The organism is Staphylococcus caprae (assembly GCF_003966625.1).
GTDB classification, from domain to species: Bacteria; Bacillota; Bacilli; order Staphylococcales; family Staphylococcaceae; genus Staphylococcus; species Staphylococcus caprae.
In genome coordinates this window covers 1,854,018-1,877,240 of sequence record NZ_AP018587.1, presented here as the reverse complement: position 1 = coordinate 1,877,240, position 23,223 = coordinate 1,854,018, and the positions used below count along the sequence as shown (strand labels likewise).

Here is a 23,223-nt window from a genome sequence, read left to right as displayed (position 1 = left end):
AGCTTAAGATTATTATACACTATTTATTTTTAAATTGAATAGTATTTTTAAAATATTTTATATTTTTATTTGTGCAATTAAAAAACAAGTACATCGCTTAATGATGTACTTGTTATAGTGGTCTAAATAATGTTAAATATTTTTATTACTTTTTCTTTTAATAAAGAATAATGATGAGAATAGTGCAATTAGACTAAATATTACGCCGTTATTAGATTCTTTATGAGAACCAGTTTGAGGTAATTCATTTGTAGATTTTGAATCACTATCATTTTTATTAACTTTAGAATCTTTTACAGTGTCTGTTTTTGAAACTTGATTATTTTTATAGTCTTTATCATTACCTTTCTCTTTCTTAACACCTTTACGGTCTTTGTCGTCACCTTTACCATTCTTACTTCCTTTACCAGAATCTTTACCTGTTTTGCCACCTGTAACGGGATTTTTAACATCTTTTTTAGGTTGTTTGACTTTCTTATCTTTTTTAGGTTGTTTGTCTTTTTTATCCTTTCTATCCTTTTCTGAAGGGTTAGTAGTCGATTTGTTTTGTTTAGAAGTAGTGTCAGTTTGAGTTGTTGTAGGTTTTTCAACTTTATTGTCGTCTTTTTTACCTGTTTCAGACGGTGTTTCAGCTTTAACATCTTGTTTTTGAGTCTCAGTATTGTTCACTGAAGTTGTAGGTTTTTCAGGAGTAGAACTTTCAGTCTTATCAGTAGCAGGTTGTTGATTTTTAGATGTTTCATCTTGCTTAGACTGTGCGTCAACTTTTGTATCTTGTTTTTGAGTCTCAGTATTGCTTACTGAAGTTGATGGTTTTTCAGGAGTAGAGCTTTCAGTTTTATCAGTAGCAGGTTGTTGATCTTGGGTAGTGTCATTTTGTTTAGGTTGCTCTTGAGGAGTTGTTGGTTCTGGATCCTCAATAGTAGGAATGACACTTTCTAATTCAATATGTGTTGTATATTCGTGATCATATTTTAATGCTGGTATTACAATATGTACTTTACTAATAATATTATTCATACCAGGAGTTACTTCTATGTTAACTGTTTTAGTGTCTTTTTCAGTATTATCATCTACCACTGTAGTAGGTAATTCTGTCTCACTTTCATCAAAAAATTGAAAACTCTTCCACCAAGAAGCATTCTCTAGCGTAATTTGGAAATAGTATTTATCATTTTTCTTAATTACTTTACCAGGATGTTGAACGTATTGATCCATGTGAGAAACTTCATTCGTTTTATCTTTCTGAACTTGGAAATTTAATGATTCTGAAAGCTCAGCTGATTGTGAAGAATCGCTTTTTGTATTGTTAGCTTGAGCGTTTTGGTCTTGAACAGTAGTAGGTTGATTATTTTGAGTATTTGAATTTTGTGTAGCTGATGTATTTTTAGGTTGGTTTTGTACTTGTTGAGTTGATTGATCTTTATTTTGAACATTTTGATTTGTAGATACATTATCATTTTGGTTTCCTGAATTTTCATCGGCTTTAGCTTCTTGATGAGCACCGATAATGAGTGCTGAACCTAAAGTGATTGAAGCTACACCAAATTTAAGTTTTCTAATTGAAAAGTTATTCTTGAAAATAAAAGTATTTTTCCTATGCTGTTTTTTCATGTTGTTAACAACTCCTATGTAATTTTTCAATTGATAGCATTTATCAATTAATACATAGATATTATACACTAACTGAAAATTAAGTGAATAGTTTTTATATTATTTTTTTATTATATTACGCCAAATAAAAAGACGAGCTAATCTTTCAAATGATTAACTCGTCTCTATGATTATCTAACTATTTAGATGATTTTCTTTGTCTTCTGAATAGAAGTAGTGCAGATGCTAAAGAGATTGTACCGAATACAGTTGTAGTATAAGCAGCTTCACTACTTACACCAGTATCAGGTAATTCAGTTTTTTCTTTTTTAATATTTGTAGTTGTTGTTTTGTCATCGCCGACAGTTGTTACGTGATGTTTAACATCTTGGTCGTCAGTGTCATTTTTATCAGGAGTAGTTGTAGTACTTGGTTTAGTTTGAGTATCAGGTTTAGTAGGTGATTTAACTGTAGTATCTCCACCGTTATTTTTATCAGGAGTTGGTCCTTCTTGTTGACCAGTACCTGCGTTTTGGTCATTACCCGGTTTAGCTTCAGTACCTTGGGCAGGAGTTCCAGTTGCACCTTGACCAGCTTGAGTATTATTTTCAGGGGCAGGCGTTACTGTAGTACCAGCGCCAGCTTGATTGTTTTGATCTGTTTGTTGACCTTGTGTGCCTGGCGTAGGTTTAGCTTCAGCATTTGTATTTGGAGTAGAAGCATCAGGTTTTGATGCGCCAGCTTGTGTAGTATCTTGACCTTGTTGGTTGTTACCTGGAGTTTGACTTGCGTCAGTGTTACCTGGTTTAGCAGTGTCTTGACCTGCAGTAGTATCAGGTTTAGCTGGAGTGCCTCCTGTTGCTCCGGCTTGATCTTGTTGATTGTTATTACCAGTTGTTGGAGCAGGCGTTACTGCAGTTCCAGCACCATTTTCACCTGGTTTAGTATCAGCACCTTGAGCAGCTGTACCAGTTTGTTGACCAGTAGTAGCGTTTTGATCAGCTCCTGGTGTACCTTGACCTTGTTGACCAGCACTTTGAGCAGGCGTTACTGAAGCGTCTGCTTGATTATTTTGAGGTGTACCAGCATTTTGTTCAGCTTGATTACCTGCTGGAGTTGTTCCTGCTTCTGGTTTAGCTTGAGCAGGTGCACCAGTATCTTGCGCATTATTAGGTGTACCTGTTTGTGCTCCGCCAGCTTGATTATTTTGATCGTTTTGAGCGCCTTGAGCAGGTGTAGCAGTTCCAGGATTACCAGCAGCAGGTTGACCAGTTGTTTCAACTGTTCCTACAGTTTCTCTTTGGAAACCAGTACCAGTCGTACCTTGAGGATTTTCTTCAGCATGTGCTTGTCCGAAGAATAAGAATGAACCTACAATAATTGAGGCAGTACCAACTGTAAATTTTCTGATTGAGTAATGATTTTTCTTTGTGGGGGTGTTGTTAGAAAAATGATTAGGTTTGTTCATAACTTTTCTCTCCTTTGATAAGTAGTTCTCTCAGTTGTGTTTTGAGAAGTTATAGAATTAGAGTGAAATAGAGCATTATCAAATGATAATGGACAAACAATATATTAGCATATTTCACAAGCATTAAACAACTAATTAAAAATATTATCAAATTTTTGTTGACATTGATAACTATTATCATTTATTCTTTTAACAAGAATTAGAGTGGAAAGTGTTTACATTCATCACTCTCATGGAGGTTATTGAATTGAAAGTGACATATAAATCACTAAGTTTTATCCTAGTTTTATTTATATTTTTATTTAGTTGGGTTCCAAATGTAAGTCATGCGGCTGAAGGGAAATCAATCAATTTCGAAGTTCTCAAATATAATACGAATGATACTTCAATGGCGAATGATTATTTTGAAAAGCCAGCAAAATTAATTGAAAAAGACGGTAAAAAGGTACTTCAAATTACAGTCAATCATAGTCATTGGATTACTGGAATGAGTATCGATGGTCACAAAGAAAAAATCATTAATAAAGATGCCAGTAAAGATATTAGAACGTCAGAATTTGAAGTAAGCAAAGCTTCAGGTAAAGTGAATGGTACAATCTCTGTTTATATTAATGAACCAGTAAATGGTAAACCTTTTAAATATGACCATCATTACAATATTACTTTTAAATTTGATGGGAAAGATTCGGGAGCTACTGGCTCACCAAATATCGTGCAAGATAAATCCAATGTAGAAAATCCTCAAACTAGTGGTGGAATTCCAACATATACATATTTGATTCCAATTGTTTCTTTATTTGCATTGATTACAATTTCAGTTATGACATTTAAGTTGAAAAAAGGTAACCAATAATGAATCAATGGGGCCGTATAAAGGCGAAAAACTTTATTATCGCTTTGACTTTATGCGTAACTTTAATAAATGAAAATCACACATATCTAGCTAAGGCTGATGATGAGACTCAATCATCAGCCGATTCTTATATAGAAAGAAAAATAAAAAATGGTAAGACTGATACCACAATACATAATGATAAAGATATAAAGAAACAAGCTGTGCAATTTTATGTGCGACGTCAAAATGATAAGGAACCTTCGCACATGAACGACTATGTTGATCATCCTGGATTTTTAGTAAATATCGATGGGAAAACCTATTTCGAAATAACGATTCTAAATAGAAAATGGTGGCAGAGTTTTCACTTTTATCAAAAAAATAAAGAATTAAAAATAACTACAACTGATGAGGATAAAGACAAAGATACTATAACTATACGTATGCCTATCAATGACATAAAAGAAGAAATAAAGTCTCGTATCCATATCAATATACCTTCATTAAAATATGACCATCATTATGTGACGTATATCGTTATGACTAATAAAGATAAATTGGAAATTAATCATAAAAACAAAGTAAATACATGTGACGATAAAGAATGCAATTTAAATAGTAATAAATTTGATGAAAATAATAATGTTGAGAAAAATTCAGACGTTTTGTCTAACCAAACTTTAATTCCAGAAGATAATGTAAGTTCAAAACAAAAGAAACCTATTTCTCAAGAAACGTTAAAGCCCGAAAATCAACATCAATTGTTCAAAGATAGTATGGGTAATTCTAACGCAATAACTACTAACAATCATTTTCCAATGACACCTTCATTTGGAAATACTCACACAAAGTCTAAACCAAGTCATCCAACTCAGTTAAATCCTTTTCAAAGTAAAAAAGATAAACCAAATCCGAATTTCAATAGAGATGCCGATAAGAAACCTCAACCTAAAAAGGAATTTAAAGAAATGAAACCTTCGCATCATACAAAGACATATGTAATTTTAGGTTCACTAATTTTATTGGCATTATTAGTACTAATAGCTACATATTTTGTTAATAGAAAGAGTGAGTCTAAAAAATGAAAATAACCAGGTTAATTACTACTTTAATAATATTTATCATTTTACTAAGCGGTTGTGACTCTAGTGGTAAAGATAAAAAGAAAGATAGTGCGCAAACAAAAGAATTTCGAATCGTACCAACTACAGTAGCATTAACAATGACACTTGATAAACTCGATTTGCCAATAGTCGGTAAACCAACTTCATATAAGAAATTACCAGAACGTTATAAAAATGTACCTGAAGTAGGGCAACCAATGGAACCGAGTGTAGAAGCGGTTAAAAAAGTAAATCCAACACATGTATTAAGTGTTTCTACTATTAAAGATGAGATGAAACCATTTTACAAACAGTTGAATATGAAGGGTTATTTCTATGATTATGACAGTCTAAATGGGATGGAAAAATCTATAACTGAATTAGGGAAGCAATTTAATAGAGAGAAAAAAGCTAAAGAATTGATTGATCATCTTAATACTGTAAAGGCAAATATTGAAAGTAAAGTTGCGAAAGAGAAGAAACATCCTAAAGTATTGATTCTTATGGGGATTCCAGGAAGTTATTTAGTAGCTACAGATCAATCTTATATTGGAGACCTTGTGAAAATTGCCGGGGGAGAAAATGTCATTCAAGATCACTCAAAGCAATATATTTCTTCGAATACAGAGCACCTTGTCAACGTCAATCCAGATATCATATTGAGACTCCCACATGGTATGCCCGATGAAGTTAAAAAAATGTTCCAGAAAGAATTTAAACAAAATGATATTTGGAAACACTTTAAAGCTGTAAAGAACAACCAAGTCTATGATTTGGAAGAAATTCCATTTGGCATCACTGCGAATGTAGATGCTGATGATGCCATGACACAACTCTATAATCTATTTTATAAAAAGTAATGGAGATAATTATGTTTCAACAACATCCTAGAGTATTAGTTATTATTTCACTTATCTTACTTTGTATTACCATCTATATTTCGTTTGTAATAGGTACGATACCAATCCATTTTAAAGACATACTTCAGAAGCTTTCAACTGGGGAAGCGTCGAATATAGATACCATTATAGATTTAAGATTACCTAGAATATTGATTGCCTTATGTGTAGGAGCCATGTTGTCAGCTTCTGGAGCTTTACTACAAGCAGTATTACAGAATCCTTTGGCTGAAGCGCAACTACTCGGAGTATCTTCCGGAGCTTTGGTAGCTAGAACGGTTTTATTATTACTTGCACCGCAACTCTTTTTCTATATTCCTTTACTTAGTTTTGTTGGAGGGATGCTACCATTTTTAATGTTGTTCATTTTAAGTGTTAAGTTTAAACTTCTACCGACACGAATGATATTGATTGGGATAGCCATGTTTGCAATGTTAACTGGTTTGTTAGATTTATTTGCTCAGAATCCATTTTTGAAAATGCCTCAAGGTTTCACTATGAAAACATGGAATGATGTCAAAATGATTGTGCTTTCAGCAGTGATAGGTTTAGCCATGACAATCATTTTAATGTCTAAGGTAAATTTATTAGCTTTAGAGGAGAAACAAGCGAATAATTTAGGTTTCCATATTACAAAATATCGATTAATAGTTGGAATGGTTGCAGTATTTCTAGCAAGTGCATCGTCTGCGATTGTAGGGCCACTTGCATTTGTCGGTTTAATCATTCCTCATATAGTAAGGAAACTTATAGGCGCAAATTATAAGCAAGTCCTTCCACTATCCATGATTATTGGTGCATGGTTTGTAGTATTGACTGACTTGCTAGGTAGAACGATTCATCCACCTCTTGAAATACCGGCTAATGTCATCATGATGTTGATTGGAGGCCCCGTATTAATTTATCTCATTTGTAAAGGAGCGGTTAATGATGCGTACTGAGGGACTTCATTTTCAATATAAGAATGAAGTAGAAATCATTAAAAATCTTTCATTAACATTTAGCTCAAATGCCATCACTTCAATTATAGGTCCCAACGGTTGTGGTAAATCAACATTATTGAAATTACTTTCTCGTAATTTGAAACCTTCGTCTGGAGTAATTTATCTTAATCAACAGGATTTAAAAAAGTTTAGTAAAAAGGCGTTGGCACATGAACTCGCAACGGTTCATCAAACGATGAAAATTCCTGAAGGTTTTACAGTGAGAGAATATATTGAATTAGGTCGTTATAGTTATGGAAGTGTGTTGAATAGAGATCAACATAAAGAAAGGATTATTCAATATACTATTCAACAATTAAATTTGGAACATCTACAACATAAAAAGTTAATTACTTTGTCAGGTGGAGAAGCTCAAAGAGTATTTCTGGCTACAGCTCTCGTTCAGGAGCCACAATACATATTACTAGATGAACCAACGACGTATTTAGATATTCATTATCAATATCAAGTTTTAGATACAATTCGACTTTTGAAGGAACGCTATAACATTACATTTATTATGGTACTTCATGATATTAATCAAGCGATTGAGTACAGTGATGAAGTCATATGTTTGAGTACCGATGGTGTGCTTGCACAAGGTAAACCAATCCAAGTAATTAATGAAAAGATTTTAAAAGAAATGTACCAAATAGACACTAAAATTATTCAGGATGATGAATGTGGCATGATTATTTGTAGAAAAAGGGTGATACCATCAAGTGACTAAAATCATAAGAATCGTTCAAATCATATTAATTGTGGTCATCATTATTTTTAGTTATCAATTAGTGAAAACGTATCTTGAAGATAAGGCTTCAGCTAAGCGTTACGCTGAACTTCAGAAGGAATTTCAATTTGAGTCTTTAACTTCTAAAAGTGAAACAAGACCTCAATTTAATAAATTAGAAGCAATTAATAAAGATATTGTGGGTTGGATTCAGCTTAAAGGGACTACGTTAAATTATCCTGTGCTACAAGGTAAAACAAATCATGAATATTTGAGGCAGGATTTCGAACATGAGAAGAGTCGTAAGGGCAGTATTTTCATGGATTATAGGAATTCTGTGAAGAATCCAAACTTAAATACAATTATTTATGGTCATCATATGGGTGATGACACGATGTTTGATGTTCTAGAAAAATATTTAAAACAAGAATATTATCATCGTCATCAAGACATTCAATATGATACGAAATATGGTAAATATAAGCTACAAGTATTTAGTGCTTATCAAACTACGACCAAAGATAACTATATTCAAACAGATTTCGCATCAAGCTCAGAGTTTCAACAATTTATAAATAAAACAAAACAAAAATCAGTGATTCAATCTCATGTTGAAGTCAGTAATCAAGATAAGTTAGTGACCTTATCAACATGTGAGGATGCTTATAATCAAACATCTGGAAGAATCGTTGTGGTCGCAAAATTAGTCAAAATAAATTAACAGAAAAGAGGAAAACATCATGAAATTTATGGCAGAAAACAAATTAAAATTAGACAAAGGTACAGCAACTGGTATTATAGAAAGATTCTACACGAGGCATGGCATTGAAACATTAGAAGGTTTCAAAGGAATGTTTGTTACTAAAACGCAAGAACAAGACGACTTTGATGAAGTGAAAATCTTAACTTTATGGGAATCTGAGCAAGCATTTACAGACTGGTTGAAATCTGACGTATTTAGGAAAGCACACAAAAATGTGCGTCATCAATCTGCAGATGCTACGAGTCCAATTCTTGAAAATGTCGTAAAAAAATACGATATAGGGTATCAATATTTTAAGTAATCATTTAAATGAGTATGTATATAGTTCAAGTTATAGCTTAAATTACATACACTTATTTTCAAAATATTAAATGCAATCCTATGAAGCAAGTCGATGCAGTCATTCCAATTGAATAGGCTCCCGATTTGCTTTTATTTTTTACCATTGAGTTGATAATAGAATGAATGTATGGTTTGAAATCCGCTCAAATTGAATTACAATATATACATCACTTTAAGAGTTGGAGAGTCTGTATAATGGAACAAATTACGTCTGCTCAAAATAATAAAATAAAAAATGCCAATAAATTAAAAAAGAAACGTGACCGTGATAAAACAGGACAGGCTTTGATTGAAGGTATTCATCTTATTGAAGAGGCTCAGCAAAGCGGTATTACGATTCAACAATTATTTGTCATAGAACCAGACAGAACCGATGAGGCGCTTTTAAACTATGCGAATGAAACGTATGAAATTAATATGAAAGTTGCTGAGGCGCTATCAGGTACTGTTACGCCACAAGGTTTCTTTGCAGTGATTGATAAACCACAATATGATGTGTCGAAAGCACAACAAGTGTTATTAATTGATCGCATTCAAGATCCAGGTAACTTAGGCACGCTCATTCGTACGGCTGATGCTGCAGGTTTAGATTTAATTGTAATGGAAAAGGGCACTGCTGATCCTTATCAAGATAAAGTCATGCGTGCAAGTCAAGGAAGCATCTTCCATATTCCAGTTGTAACGGAAGATTTGGCGACCTACATGAACAATTTTGATGGTCCAGTTTACGGTACTGCACTTGAAAATGCGGTGAGCTTTAAAGAAATAGAAGCTCAATCAACTTTCGCTTTGCTATTAGGCAATGAAGGCGAAGGGGTTAATCAGGAATTGTTACAACAAACAACGAAAAATTTAATTATTCCAATTTACGGTAAAGCGGAAAGTTTAAATGTAGCTATTGCTGGAAGTATACTGTTATATCAGTTGAAAGGTTGACCCTATGTTCAAAGTTCGGCTATAATAATGAATGAAATTTATAAGAATTAAAGCAATCATCATCAATTTGAACATCACTTAAACAACTAAATGAACTGCCAATAAAAAGACGTAAATTATTTAAAGGGTTGCCAAGGGAGAATGACCGCGACTGAAAGTTATTCCAACCTGAAATAATTTTTTTCATCTTTTTGGTTACTTAAAGAAATTTAAGTCGGAATTGTCATTCCGTTATCAATAGATTTACAAGTGTATGCTTATGCATAAATTTGGGTGGTACCACGGAAAGCTTTCGTCCCAGTTTGATTTGGGGTGGAAGCTTTTTTTGATGTTGAAGTTTGAGTGTTTTATTTTCCGAAATCAAAATTGAAAAGTGGCATTTAAAAAGGAGGAGTTTGGTCATGACTCAAAATGATACGATGGCTGAGTTAAAACAACAAGCGCTTGTCGATATTAATGAAGCTAATGATGAACGTGCATTACAAGATGTGAAGGTTAAGTATTTAGGTAAAAAGGGCTCTGTAAGTGGATTAATGAAGAATATGAAAGATTTACCTAATGAAGAAAAGCCTGCTTACGGACAAAAAGTGAATGAACTACGTCAAACGATTCAAAATGAATTAGATGAAAGACAAAATATACTTAAAGAAGAAAAATTAAATCAACAACTTGCAGAAGAAACTATTGATGTGACTTTACCTAGTCGACATATTGAAATTGGTTCTAAACATCCGTTAACAAGAACGGTCGAAGAAATTGAAGATTTATTCCTAGGTTTAGGTTATGAAATTGTTGATGGTTATGAAGTTGAACAAGATTATTACAATTTTGAAGCTTTGAATTTGCCTAAATCTCATCCTGCAAGAGATATGCAAGACAGTTTTTACATTACTGAAGAAATTTTAATGCGTACACATACGTCTCCAGTTCAAGCGAGAACAATGGAAAAACGTGAAGGCAAAGGTCCGGTTAAAATTATTTGTCCTGGTAAAGTGTATCGCCGTGACTCAGATGATGCCACACATAGTCACCAATTTACACAAATTGAAGGTTTAGTCGTCGATAAAAATATTAAAATGAGTGACTTGAAAGGGACATTAGACCTACTTGCGAAAAAACTTTTTGGTCCAGAACGCGAAATTCGTTTGCGCCCAAGTTATTTCCCATTCACAGAACCTTCTGTTGAAGTAGATATTTCTTGCTTTAAATGTAAAGGAAAAGGATGTAACGTATGTAAGCATACCGGTTGGATTGAAATTTTAGGTGCAGGAATGGTACACCCTAATGTACTCGAAATGGCTGGATTTGATTCTAATGAATATTCAGGATTTGCATTCGGTATGGGTCCAGATCGTATTGCAATGTTGAAATATGGTATTGAAGATATTCGTCATTTCTACACAAATGATGTACGTTTCTTAGATCAATTTAAAGCAGTGGAAGATAGAGGTGACCAGTAATGTTGATTTCAAATGAATGGTTAAAAGATTACGTAGATGTAAACCAATCAGTTCAAGATTTAGCTGAAAAAATTACAAGAACTGGTATCGAAGTAGACGATATTATTGATTATACAAAAGATATTAAAAATTTAGTGGTAGGTTATGTCGTTTCAAAATCCCCACACCCAGATGCCGACAAATTAAATATTTGCCAGGTTGATTTAGGTGAGGACGAACCAGTTCAAATCGTATGTGGTGCGCCAAATGTTGACGAAGGTCAATATGTGATTGTCGCAAAAGTAGGTGGCCGTTTACCAGGTGGCGTTAAAATAAAACGAGCGAAGTTACGTGGTGAACGTTCTGAAGGTATGATTTGTTCTTTACAAGAAATTGGTATTTCAAGTCATGTGACGCCAAAAGCATTTGAAAATGGCATTTTCGTCTTCCCTACAGAAGTCACACCAGGTACAGATGCCCTTGAAGCGTTATATCTTAATGATCAAGTCATGGAATTTGATTTAACACCTAACCGTGCGGATGCGTTAAGCATGGTAGGAACAGCATATGAAGTTGCTGCATTATATCAAACGGACATGGCGAAACCTCAAACTTCTAGTCAAGAAAGTAGTATTTCTGCGAAAGATGAATTATCAGTTTCCGTTAAAAATGAGGACAAAGTACCTTATTATAGTGCAAGAGTTGTTCATGATGTCACAATTGCACCATCACCAATCTGGATGCAAGCACGTTTAATGAAAGCAGGCATTCGACCAATTAATAATGTAGTAGATATTTCTAATTATGTATTATTAGAATATGGTCAACCTCTTCATATGTTTGACCAAGATCAAATTGGTTCAAAAATGATTGAAGTACGACAAGCGAATGAAGATGAGAAGATGACAACGTTAGATGATGTAGAGCGTCAACTTTTAAATACGGACATCGTTATTACAAACGGCCGTGAACCGATTGCTTTAGGTGGTGTGATGGGCGGAGATTTCTCTGAAGTAACGGATCAAACACGTAATGTTATAGTAGAAGGTGCCATTTTTGACCCAGTGTCAATTCGTCATACATCTCGTCGTTTAAATTTAAGAAGCGAATCTTCAAGTCGCTTTGAAAAGGGTATAGCAACAGAATTTGTAGATGAAGCTGTAGACAGAGCTTGTTATTTACTAGAAACGTATGCTTCTGGAACAGTCCTAAGCGATAGAGTATCAGCTGGCGATTTAGGTTCATTTGTTACTCCAATTGAAATTACTGCTGATAAGGTTAATCAAACAATTGGATTTAGTCTAAGTGATGAAGATATTGTTAATATCTTTGAACAACTCGGTTTTGACACTGAAAATAAAGATGGTCAATTGATAGTGAATGTGCCGTCACGTCGTAAAGACATCTCAATTAAAGAAGATTTAATTGAAGAAGTTGCACGTATTTACGGTTACGATAATATTCCGTCTACACTTCCAGTCTTTGATGATGTAACGAGTGGTTCTCTTACGGACCGTCAGTATAAAACACGTACCGTTAAAGACACTTTAGAAGGTGCGGGGCTTGATCAAGCCATCACATATTCATTAGTATCTAAAGACCATGCTAAAGATTTTGCATTACAAGATCGTTCAACTATAGAACTATTGATGCCAATGAGTGAAGCGCATTCTACCTTGAGACAAAGTCTTTTACCACATTTAATTGAAGCTGTAGCATATAATGTTGCTCGTAAAAATACAGACGTAAAATTATATGAAATTGGTCGTGTCTTCTTTGGTAATGGAGAAGGAGAATTACCTGATGAAGTAGAATACTTAAGTGGTATCTTAACAGGTCAATATGTGAATCATGCTTGGCAAGGTAAGAAAGAAACTGTTGATTTCTACTTAGCTAAAGGTGTCGTGGACCGTGTTGCTGAAAAACTAAACCTCAAATTTGATTATCGCGCAGGTAAAATCAATGGATTACATCCAGGTAGAACTGCCATCGTCTCTTTAAATGGCGAGGATATTGGATTTATCGGGGAATTGCATCCAACATTAGCGGCAGACAATGATTTAAAACGTACGTATGTGTTTGAACTTAACTATGATGCAATAATGAACGTTTCTGTAGGTTATATCAATTATGAACCTATTCCTAGATTCCCAGGTGTCACTCGAGATATTGCCTTAGAAGTGAATCATGAAGTCCCAGCATCTGAACTATTATCTACAATTCATGAAAATGGTGAAGATATCTTAAACGATACGTTGGTATTTGATGTTTACGAAGGTGAACATTTAGAGGAAGGTAAGAAATCAGTTGCGATTAGATTGAGTTATTTAGATACAGAAAATACACTTACAGATGAACGTGTCACTGCTGTACACGATAAAATTTTAGAAGCACTTCAACAACAAGGTGCAACAATTAGATAATTGGAGCGTGATGACTAGAATTGAAAGAAGCTTCATATAAGCGCATAAGCGCACTTTCAGTTATCACTGCCAATATGTTAAAAAGCTGAGATATCGAGTGATATCTCAGCTTTTATCTGTTTAATTATATTTTTTATCGATTAAAGCGAGTGCTTTGTCTCGATTTTTAAAATGCTTTTTAGAAATAGCATCTAGTTTACCAATTCCATACTTTTGTATGACCTTTGCTGCGAATAAATCTACTTTATTACTTGCGCCTTTTGGAACATCCATATTAATTTGGCGTGTGATATGATCCATATGTTTTACGAAAGCATAGCGAGAAATAATACTTGCGGCTGCAATAGCTAAAGATTTAGATTCACCTTTCGTCTCGAACTTAGTCTTTTTAGGAAACGGTAGTTCAGAAAGCGCATAATGTTGATACACTTCTCGTTTAGCAAATTGGTCAATAACGATATAATCTAAGTCTTCGATTTCAATTTTTTGAGTAACATTTTTAATTGCTTCATTATGTAGAACTGCTTTCATTTTAACTTGTGACCAGCCCATTTTTTGACGTTCGTTATATTTAACGTTATCAAGTGTAAGCAATGAGTGAGGAATAAATGTAATTAATTGCTCTGCAATTTCTACAATTTTAGTATCGGTTAATTTTTTCGAATCATCGACACCAAGTGTCTTTAATACTTGAGCGTTTTTTTCTGAAACATAGGCTGCACAGACAGTTAAAGGCCCAAAGTAATCGCCACTACCGGCTTCGTCACTGCCAATGCAATTATGTGAATTGTATTTAATAGTAGATGAAACGTTAGTTGATGGCTTAGTTGAAGCTGTCGGAGTAGCTGAAGCGTCATTTGGCAACAATTGTAGCGCTACTGTTTCAGCACTTTTCCCTTGAAACATCACTTTACCTGAGTTATAAATGTTAATCGTTGTGTTTTGATGTTTCGTTCTTGCTTTCATTCCTTGAGGCAAATTGCTCGTTTCAAATTGTATTTTAGACATTAAATTTTGAATTTCGTTTTGTGTTAATTTATGAACGACATTTCCCATTTTTCAATCCTCACTTTTAACTACGTATTTCTACATTTTATCAAATTTTACTAATGAAAACATTTAAGCCAAACAACTTAATTTTAGATTACATCATCAACACGAGTTGGTCGTTTCAATGTTTTGTTAACAGCTACTTACATAATTAAATACTCTCATGTATAATGTGTGTTGATAAGTAAAAAAGTACATATCTCATATGAGGTCATGATAAACGGTGATGTTCGAACCTCTTTGAGAAATCAACTAAAGAAAGTTAAAATCATTTAAATATAAGGTCAGGAGCAATTAAATATGGGTGAATTTAAAAATAGAATAAATGTTACGATTAACGATAAACATTTCACAATTATTGGCGAAGATAGTCCTGAACATATCCGTTATGTTGCACATCTTGTAGATGAGAAGATGCAAGAGTTAGGTCAAAAATCAGCAGGCTTAGATACAACACGCAAATCGATTTTAACAGCAGTAAATATTATGCATGAAAAGGTTTTACTAGAAGAAGAAAATCGTCGATTACAACAAGAAATCAATCAATTAAAACAAAGTGAAGAATAGATGATTTTTGATTTCATCGTTATTATCATCATTGCTTATTTCATGGTGATTGGTTTTCGAAGAGGCATTTGGTTGTCGACATTACATTTTATTTCTTCAATTGTATCATTATGGATTGCATATCAATTCTATCAACCTATTGCAAAGAGGCTGATTGTTTTTTTACCGTTTCCTAAAACAGTTGCCTATGATACAGAGTATGCAATTCATTTTAATTCATTGCAACAAAGGTTTGAAAATATCGTCGCTTTTATTTTATTAGTGATTTTGGTCAAGCTTATTTTGTATCTAATTATTGTTACATTTGATAAGATAGTGGCGTATAAGAAACTACATTTAGTAAGTCGTATAATGGGAGTGATCTTAGGGATATTAATGAGTTTGATTGTCATTCAAATTGGACTTTATTTAATTTCTCTGTATCCAGATACGTTTATACAGAACCAAATTTCACAATCACTATTATGTAAACGATGGATTTTAAATATGCCGTTTGTATCGCATTTTATTTTAAATTTATAAACTATGATATGAGGTCAGGACAAGAGCGAACTTTGATGTTGTGTCCTGGTCTTCTTTTTATGGAGAGATGTATATGACTAAAAAAGATGTAATTCAATTATTAGAGAAAATAGCAACTTATATGGAATTAAAAGGTGAAAATACCTTTAAAGTATCTGCATATAGAAAGGCAGCACAAAGTTTAGAAATTGATGAACGTCCACTGGATGAAATTGAGGATGTTACAGAGCTTAAAGGTATTGGTAAAGGTGTGGGGGACGTTATTAATGAATATAGAGAAACAGGTCAATCTACAGCTCTAGAAGAACTACAAAAGGAAGTGCCTGAAGGTTTAGTCCCGTTATTGAAGATTCAAGGCTTAGGTAGTAAGAAAATAGCTAAATTATATAAAGAGCTTCATATCACTGATAAAGCAAGTTTACAAAAGGCTTGTGAAGAGGGAAAAGTAAGTGAATTAAGTGGATTCGCTAAGAAAACAGAACAAAATATTTTAGAAGCGGCTAAAGCTCTGGGGGCTAAAAAAGAACGCTACCCGATTGACCAAATGAGAGGATTAAACAATGAAATCATTGAATTTATTAAACAATTGGATGATGTTGATAATTATTCTTCAGCGGGTAGTTTTAGACGTTACAAAGAAATGAGTAAGGATTTAGATTTTATTATTAGCACGCGCGCTCCGGAAAAGGTACAACAACAATTGCTTGAAATCCCTAATAAAATAAAAGAAGTGGCGGTAGGAGATACGAAGGTATCTTTAGAGTTATCATATGACGATGAGACGATTGGTGTAGACTTCAGATTGATAGAACCTGAAGCTTTTTATCATACGCTTCAACATTTCACTGGTTCAAAAGATCACAATATCCGTATCCGTCAATTAGCTAAGGAACGTAATGAAAAAGTAAGTGAATACGGAATTGAACAAGCGGATGGAAATTTATTACAGTACCAGAGTGAAGAAGAAATATATCAACACTTTAATGTGAATTGGATTGCACCAGCGATGCGTGAAGATGGTAGTGAATTTGATAAAGATTTAAGCGATATCATTCAATTAAATGATATTAATGGTGATATTCATATGCATACAACCTATAGTGATGGTGCTTTTTCAATTAGAGATATGATTGAGGCAAATATTGCTAAAGGTTATCAGTTTATGGTTATTACAGACCACTCTCAAAGTTTAAAAGTTGCAAATGGATTACAGGTTGAGCGTCTTCTACGCCAAAATGAAGAAATTAAAAAGTTAAATGAAGAATATAAAGACATTGATATATATTCAGGTACGGAAATGGATATTTTGCCAGATGGTTCATTAGATTATGAAGATGACGTTCTAAAACAACTTGATTATGTTATTGCCGCGATTCACCAAAGTTTTAATCAATCTGAAGAAGAAATTATGAAACGATTAGAAACGGCATGTAGAAATCCATATGTTCGTCATATCGCTCATCCAACAGGCCGAATTATTGGACGACGTCCTGGTTATGAACCTAATATAGAGAAATTGATGCAACTTGCTGAGGAAACTCATACCATTTTAGAAATAAATGCGAACCCTAAGCGTTTAGATCTCAATGCTGAAACGGTACGTAAATACCCAAATGTGAAGTTAACTATCAATACGGACGCTCATCATACGAATCATTTGGAATTTATGAAATATGGGGTTGCGACTGCACAAAAAGGTTTTGTTAAAAAAGATAGAGTGATTAATACGTTATCACGAGAAGCGTTTAAATCATTCATTGAAAATAATATTAAATTGAAGAAATAGAGGGATTGCATGAGACAGAAAACATTAGATGTCTTGGAATTCGATAAAATTAAATCATTCGTCGCTGAAGAAACGATAAGTGATTTAGGTCGTGAAAAGGTAGAGCAAATGGCTCCGGCGACAGATTTTGATACGGTAGAATTTCAAATTAATGAAACCGATGAAATTTCTCAAATCTACAATAAACATCGTTTACCAAGTTTGAGTGGCCTAGCAAAGGTCTCACCACTCATTCATAGAGCGAATATTGGTGGCGTACTGAATGTCACAGAACTCAATGTGATTAAACGATTGATTCAAGTACAAAATCAATTCAAGACATTCTATAACCAACTTTTAGAAGAAGATGAAGAAGTAAAGTATCCTATTTTAGACGAAAAAATGAATCAGCTACCTGTATTGAGTGATTTATTCCAAGAAATTAAAGATAAATGTGACACATATGATTTATTTGATCATGCAAGTTATGCATTACAGGGAATTAGAAGTAAAATTTCTAGTACAAATCAACGCATTCGTCAAAATTTAGACCGTATTGTTAAAAGTCAAAGTAATCAAAAGAAATTATCTGATGCGATTGTAACAGTTAGAAATGATCGCAATGTGATTCCTGTCAAAGCGGAATATCGTCAAGATTTCAATGGTATTGTTCATGATCAATCAGCTTCTGGACAGACACTTTACATCGAACCGAGTTCTGTAGTTGAAATGAATAATCAAATCAGCCGTTTACGTAATGATGAGGCGGTAGAACGAGAACGAATTCTTACTGAACTGACTGGGCAAGTAGCTGCAGAGGCTGATGCGTTACTCATTGCTGAATCAGTGATGGGCCAAATCGATTTCTTAACGGCTAAAGCGCGCTATGCACGTTCAATTAAGGGGACGAAACCTACTTTTAAAAAGGAACGAACGGTTTATTTACCTAATGCGTTTCATCCATTATTAAATAAGGAAACAGTCGTTGCGAACACGATTGAATTTATTGATGATGTGGAAACGGTCATTATTACTGGACCGAATACAGGTGGTAAAACAGTTACACTCAAAACGCTAGGGCTTATTATTGTGATGGCGCAATCAGGGTTATTAGTACCTACTTTAGATGGCAGTCAGTTAAGTGTTTTCGAAAATGTGTACTGCGATATTGGCGATGAACAGTCGATAGAACAGTCACTATCAACATTTTCTTCTCATATGAAAAATATAGTCGAGATCTTACATGAAGCAGATAAAAATAGCTTAATATTATTTGATGAATTAGGAGCTGGAACAGATCCGAGTGAAGGTGCTGCCTTAGCAATGAGTATACTCGATTACGTTCGCAACTTAGGATCACTTGTCATGGCGACAACACATTATCCTGAATTGAAAGCTTATAGTTACAATCGTGAAGGTGTGATGAACGCGAGTGTTGAATTTGATGTGGATACGTTAAGTCCGACCTATAAACTATTGATGGGTGTACCTGGACGTTCTAATGCATTCGATATTTCTAAAAAGTTAGGTCTCAGCCTCAACATCATTAATAAAGCGAAGACAATGATTGGTACAGATGAACAAGAAATCAATTCAATGATTGAATCATTGGAGAGAAATTCTAAACGTGTGGATGAACAAAGAATTGAGTTAGATCGACTTGTACGTGAAGCTCAAGAAACGCACGATGCACTATCAAAACAATATCAGCAATACCAAAATTACGAAAAATCATTAATGGACGAAGCTAAGGAAAAAGCAAATCAACGCGTGAAATCAGCAACTAAAGAAGCGGACTCAATTCTTAAAGAATTAAGAGATTTAAGGGATAATAAAGGCGTTGAGGTTAAAGAACATGAATTAATTGATAAGAAAAAGCAATTGGATGAACAATATGAAGAAAAATCAATTAAACAAAATGTTCAGAAGAAGAAATACGATAAGATCAACGCTGGTGATGAAGTGAAAGTACTATCCTATGGTCAAAAAGGGGAAGTGCTAGAACTCGTAGGCGAAGATGAAGCAGTAGTACAAATGGGTATTATTAAAATGAAATTACCTATTGAAGATTTAGAGAAAACGAAGAAGAAAAAAGAAAAACCGACGAAAATGGTCACTCGCCAAAATAGACAAACGATCAAAACTGAACTTGATCTAAGAGGTTATCGTTATGAAGAAGCGTTAACGGAATTGGATCAATACCTCGATCAAGCAGTGTTAAGTAATTACGAGCAAGTCTATATAATACATGGTAAAGGTACCGGCGCACTTCAAAAAGGTGTGCAACAGCACTTAAAAAAACATAAAAGTGTAAGCAACTTTAGAGGTGGTATGCCAAGTGAAGGTGGATTTGGTGTTACTGTAGCAGAACTTAAATAAAGTGTTGTTGATTTTGAGAGAGCACTGCATTTGATTTTTTGAGAAAATAACGTACAATGAACGCAGTATTATTGATAATTAAAAATGATATGATAGAGCAAAACGATAACAATACTTTAATTGAGCAATAGCAATGCAGTTACGCTTAAAGTCTGTTATAATTTGCTCATCATTGAAAAATTAAGGAGGATTGGCATTTATGGCAATCGTAAAAGTAACTGATTCTGATTTCGATACAAAAATTGAATCTGGCGTTAAATTAGTAGATTTCTGGGCTACTTGGTGTGGACCTTGTAAAATGATCGCTCCAGTTTTAGAAGAATTAGCTGGGGACTATGATGGTAAAGCTGATATTTTAAAATTAGATGTTGATGAAAACCCATCAACTGCTGCGAAATACGAAGTAATGAGTATTCCAACTTTAATCGTATTTAAAGATGGTCAACCAGTTGATAAAGTTGTAGGTTTCCAACCTAAAGAAAACTTAGCAGAAGTATTAGATAAACACCTATAAGAAATAGATGACTGAAGACTGGGGCATTTCATTAAGTAAATGCTCCAGCTTTATTATGTTATTGGAACATTTATTTTCAAAAAATTGAAGAAAGGAGGAGGCCATTGGAGGATTATCAAAAGAAAATTAAAGAAAAACTCAATGTCGTACCTTTAGAACCTGGTTGCTATTTAATGAAGGATAGAAATGCTCAGGTTATTTATGTGGGGAAAGCGAAAAAGTTAAGAAACCGACTACGTTCTTACTTTACTGGTGCGCACGATGCTAAAACAACCCGACTCGTAAGTGAAATAAGAAATTTCGAGTTTATCGTCACGTCTAGTGAAACAGAGTCGTTGTTATTGGAACTAAACTTAATTAAACAGTATCAGCCACGATACAATATATTACTTAAAGACGATAAAAGTTATCCATTTATTAAGATTACAAAAGAGAAGCATCCGCGTCTTATAGTGACTCGTACGGTAAAGAAAGGGACAGGGAAATATTTTGGACCTTATCCCAATGCTTATTCGGCACAAGAGACTAAAAAATTACTAGACCGTATTTATCCATTTAGAAAATGTGATAATATGCCGGATAAATTATGCCTATATTATCATATTGGGCAATGTATGGGTCCATGTGTGTATGATGTTGATTTAAATGTCTACGCTCAAATGACTAAAGAAATTACGGACTTTCTAAATGGTGAAGATAAAACCATTATTAATAATCTCGAAGATAAAATGACTAAAGCGAGTGAATCTCTCGATTTCGAACAAGCGAAAGAGTATCGTGATATGATTCAACATATTCATAATTTAACTAAGAAACAAAAAATTATGTCTACGGATAATACGATTAGAGATGTCTTTGGTTATAGCGTGTCCAAAGGTTGGATGTGTGTCCAAGTATTCTTTATCAGACAGGGAAATATGATTAAACGCGATGCAACGATGATACCCATTCAGCAGACGGAAGAAGAAGAGTTCTATACATTTATTGGTCAATTTTATAGTCTCAATCAACATATCCTTCCGAAAGAAGTTCATGTACCGAAAAATCTTGATAAAGATATTATTAAATCAGTGGTTGATACCAAAATTGTTCAACCATCTCGTGGTAGCAAAAAAGAAATGATTGATTTAGCCAATCATAATGCCGAGGTCCAATTAGAGAATAAATTTGAATTGATTGCGAGAGATGAATCTCGTACAGTAAAAGCGATTGAAGAATTAGGTGAACGTATGGGAATTCAAACACCTATTAGAATAGAAGCTTTTGATAATTCTAATATTCAAGGCGTGGATCCAGTTTCTGCGATGGTTACATTCGTAGATGGTAAACCAGATAAGAAAGGCTACCGTAAATATAAGATTAAAACAGTAGAAGGCCCTGATGATTATAAGTCAATGCGCGAAGTTGTTCGACGTCGATACACGCGTGTATTAAATGAAGGTCTTCCATTACCAGATTTAATTATTGTTGATGGTGGTAAAGGTCATATGAATGGGGTAATGGATGTCCTTGAAAATGAATTAGGATTAGATATTCCTGTCGCTGGTCTCCAAAAGAATGATAAACACCAAACATCAGAATTACTCTATGGTGCAAGTGCAGAAGTTGTTCCATTAAAGAAAAATAGCCAAGCGTTTTATTTACTTCATCGAATACAAGATGAGGTACACCGTTTTGCAATTACATTTCATAGACAAACTAGACAAAAAACTGGACTCAAATCAGTATTGGATGATGTAGATGGTATCGGCTCCAAGAGAAAAACTACACTTTTAAGAACATTTGGCTCTATTAAGAAGATGAAAGAAGCCAGCTTAGATGATTTAAAAAAATCTGGTTTACCAGAAAAAGTTGCGAAAAACCTACAACAAGCCCTACAAAATAAGTAAAAATTTAAAAAAATGGGTGTGAGAATTATTCTCATGCCCAAAAATACTAGAAATAATGTTACAATATGGTTAACAAAAAGCTAATTTTTTTAAGGTTGTGTGGAAGCGTTTTCTAAATGAGAAGTGTTATCAATTAGGTATTGATAACAACAGCCATGAGTCGTCACATCTTTATTAAAGAATTCTATTAAATCACTAGCCTTTTACTTTTTTAAGCAATACTTGTGTGTGGATTCATAACTCATTTACTTTCTTTGTGATGTTTTGGCGTGCAAGTACAAAATAAAGAAGTAAATGTATGCTAGTCTTTTATATGGAATTTCGGGGCATATTGCATACAATTTTGGGGGAATTAGCAAATTTAATTATTTGTTTCACAGGGGGGACTCCTTTTGGCTCAATCAAAAAACGAATTTTACCTTAGACGACTTCATTCGTTATTAGGTATTATCCCAATCGGTGCATTTTTAATTGTTCACCTATTGGTAAACCATCAAGCAACACAAGGCGCAGAAGCTTTCAATAAAGCATCTGGTTTTATGGAATCATTACCATTTCTTTTAGTGGTTGAATTTGTACTTATCTACATTCCATTGTTATACCATGGTTTATTTGGACTACATATTGCATTTACTGCTAAGGAAAACATCGGACATTATTCTTTATTCAGAAACTGGATGTTCTTTTTCCAACGTGTTAGTGGTATTTTAGCGTTCGTATTTATTGCAATGCACTTATGGCAAACACGCTTACAGAAAGCATTTTTCGGTAAAGCAGTAGATTACAATATGATGCATGAAACATTGAAAAATCCATTATGGGCAATTTTCTATATCATTTGTATTATTGCTGTGGTATTCCACTTCGCAAATGGTTTATGGTCATTCTGTGTGACGTGGGGCTTTTTACAATCTAAGAAATCTCAACGTGTATTCACTTGGATTTCATTAATTGTATTCTTAGTGGTTTCATATATCGGTGTATCAGCTATTATCGCGTTTATGTAATTGAGAAACATTTCAA

At 33.8% G+C, this 23,223-nt stretch carries 20 protein-coding genes; 17 read left to right on the top strand and 3 right to left on the bottom strand.

Features of this window, described 5'->3' with window-relative positions:
• Positions 1–132: 132 nt before the first annotated feature.
• Together JMUB898_RS08990 and JMUB898_RS08985 are read right to left on the bottom strand one after the other, a co-directional pair.
• Positions 133–1,614, bottom strand: a complete 1,482-nt coding sequence (locus JMUB898_RS08990) for an NEAT domain-containing protein (RefSeq protein WP_095323390.1) — start codon at positions 1,612–1,614, stop codon at positions 133–135.
• 178 nt (positions 1,615–1,792) lie between these two features.
• Positions 1,793–3,061: a YSIRK-type signal peptide-containing protein gene (locus JMUB898_RS08985; RefSeq protein WP_126514794.1), complete on the bottom strand. Its 1,269-nt coding sequence runs from the start codon at positions 3,059–3,061 to the stop codon at positions 1,793–1,795.
• 247 nt (positions 3,062–3,308) lie between these two features.
• Between JMUB898_RS08985 and isdC the strand changes: the two genes are divergently transcribed.
• The 10 genes from isdC to pheT all read left to right on the top strand — a co-directional run bounded on the left by isdC (position 3,309) and on the right by pheT (position 13,514).
• Positions 3,309–3,914 carry a heme uptake protein IsdC gene (gene isdC, locus JMUB898_RS08980; protein WP_037541354.1) on the top strand — a complete coding sequence of 202 codons (606 nt, stop codon included), beginning with the start codon at positions 3,309–3,311 and terminating at the stop codon, positions 3,912–3,914.
• Positions 3,914–4,981, top strand: coding sequence for an NEAT domain-containing protein (locus JMUB898_RS08975; RefSeq protein WP_002442226.1), 1,068 nt, complete (start codon positions 3,914–3,916; stop codon positions 4,979–4,981). Before isdC ends, JMUB898_RS08975 begins: the two co-directional genes overlap by 1 nt.
• Positions 4,978–5,859 carry a heme ABC transporter substrate-binding protein IsdE gene (isdE, locus tag JMUB898_RS08970; RefSeq protein WP_002442228.1) on the top strand — a complete coding sequence of 294 codons (882 nt, stop codon included), beginning with the start codon at positions 4,978–4,980 and terminating at the stop codon, positions 5,857–5,859. Before JMUB898_RS08975 ends, isdE begins: the two co-directional genes overlap by 4 nt.
• An 11-nt stretch (positions 5,860–5,870) precedes the next feature.
• Complete coding sequence (locus JMUB898_RS08965) at positions 5,871–6,839, top strand: FecCD family ABC transporter permease (protein ID WP_037541355.1); 969 nt, start codon at positions 5,871–5,873, stop codon at positions 6,837–6,839.
• Positions 6,829–7,611: an ABC transporter ATP-binding protein gene (locus tag JMUB898_RS08960; RefSeq protein ID WP_044466301.1), complete on the top strand. Its 783-nt coding sequence runs from the start codon at positions 6,829–6,831 to the stop codon at positions 7,609–7,611. Before JMUB898_RS08965 ends, JMUB898_RS08960 begins: the two co-directional genes overlap by 11 nt.
• Positions 7,604–8,332 (top strand): class B sortase, encoded by a 729-nt coding sequence (gene srtB / locus JMUB898_RS08955; protein WP_002442232.1) that lies wholly within the window; start codon positions 7,604–7,606, stop codon positions 8,330–8,332. Before JMUB898_RS08960 ends, srtB begins: the two co-directional genes overlap by 8 nt.
• Before the next feature lie 19 nt (positions 8,333–8,351).
• Positions 8,352–8,675 carry an antibiotic biosynthesis monooxygenase gene (locus JMUB898_RS08950; protein ID WP_002442234.1) on the top strand — a complete coding sequence of 108 codons (324 nt, stop codon included), beginning with the start codon at positions 8,352–8,354 and terminating at the stop codon, positions 8,673–8,675.
• A 236-nt stretch (positions 8,676–8,911) separates the two neighbouring features.
• The gene (locus JMUB898_RS08945; RefSeq protein ID WP_037541359.1) at positions 8,912–9,652 is read left to right on the top strand and encodes a TrmH family RNA methyltransferase; all 741 of its coding nucleotides are present in this window, start codon (positions 8,912–8,914) and stop codon (positions 9,650–9,652) included.
• Positions 9,653–10,053: 401 nt separating this feature from the next.
• Positions 10,054–11,112, top strand: a complete 1,059-nt coding sequence (pheS, locus tag JMUB898_RS08940) for a phenylalanine--tRNA ligase subunit alpha (RefSeq protein ID WP_002442238.1) — start codon at positions 10,054–10,056, stop codon at positions 11,110–11,112.
• A complete protein-coding gene (gene pheT, locus JMUB898_RS08935; RefSeq protein WP_002442240.1) occupies positions 11,112–13,514 on the top strand; it encodes a phenylalanine--tRNA ligase subunit beta in 2,403 nt (800 codons plus the stop codon). Before pheS ends, pheT begins: the two co-directional genes overlap by 1 nt.
• Positions 13,515–13,634: 120 nt before the next feature.
• Here the strand turns inward: pheT and rnhC are convergent, their stop codons facing one another.
• Positions 13,635–14,570, bottom strand: coding sequence for a ribonuclease HIII (gene rnhC / locus JMUB898_RS08930; protein WP_002442243.1), 936 nt, complete (start codon positions 14,568–14,570; stop codon positions 13,635–13,637).
• Positions 14,571–14,864: 294 nt separating this feature from the next.
• On the opposite strand from rnhC, the gene zapA reads away from it, so the two are divergent.
• The 7 genes from zapA to JMUB898_RS08895 all read left to right on the top strand — a co-directional run bounded on the left by zapA (position 14,865) and on the right by JMUB898_RS08895 (position 23,207).
• Entirely contained in the window at positions 14,865–15,131 is a 267-nt protein-coding gene (gene zapA / locus JMUB898_RS08925) for a cell division protein ZapA (RefSeq protein ID WP_002442246.1), read from the top strand.
• Positions 15,132–15,653: a CvpA family protein gene (locus JMUB898_RS08920; RefSeq protein ID WP_002442248.1), complete on the top strand. Its 522-nt coding sequence runs from the start codon at positions 15,132–15,134 to the stop codon at positions 15,651–15,653.
• A 73-nt stretch (positions 15,654–15,726) separates the two neighbouring features.
• Positions 15,727–17,439, top strand: a complete 1,713-nt coding sequence (gene polX, locus JMUB898_RS08915; RefSeq protein WP_044466299.1) for a DNA polymerase/3'-5' exonuclease PolX — start codon at positions 15,727–15,729, stop codon at positions 17,437–17,439.
• 9 nt (positions 17,440–17,448) lie between these two features.
• The gene (locus tag JMUB898_RS08910; protein WP_002442252.1) at positions 17,449–19,797 is read left to right on the top strand and encodes an endonuclease MutS2; all 2,349 of its coding nucleotides are present in this window, start codon (positions 17,449–17,451) and stop codon (positions 19,795–19,797) included.
• 199 nt (positions 19,798–19,996) lie between these two features.
• A complete protein-coding gene (gene trxA / locus JMUB898_RS08905; RefSeq protein WP_002435174.1) occupies positions 19,997–20,311 on the top strand; it encodes a thioredoxin in 315 nt (104 codons plus the stop codon).
• Positions 20,312–20,415: 104 nt separating this feature from the next.
• Entirely contained in the window at positions 20,416–22,200 is a 1,785-nt protein-coding gene (gene uvrC / locus JMUB898_RS08900) for an excinuclease ABC subunit UvrC (RefSeq protein WP_002442255.1), read from the top strand.
• A 392-nt stretch (positions 22,201–22,592) separates the two neighbouring features.
• Entirely contained in the window at positions 22,593–23,207 is a 615-nt protein-coding gene (locus JMUB898_RS08895; RefSeq protein WP_002442256.1) for a succinate dehydrogenase cytochrome b558 subunit, read from the top strand.
• The last annotated feature ends 16 nt before the right edge of the window (positions 23,208–23,223 follow it).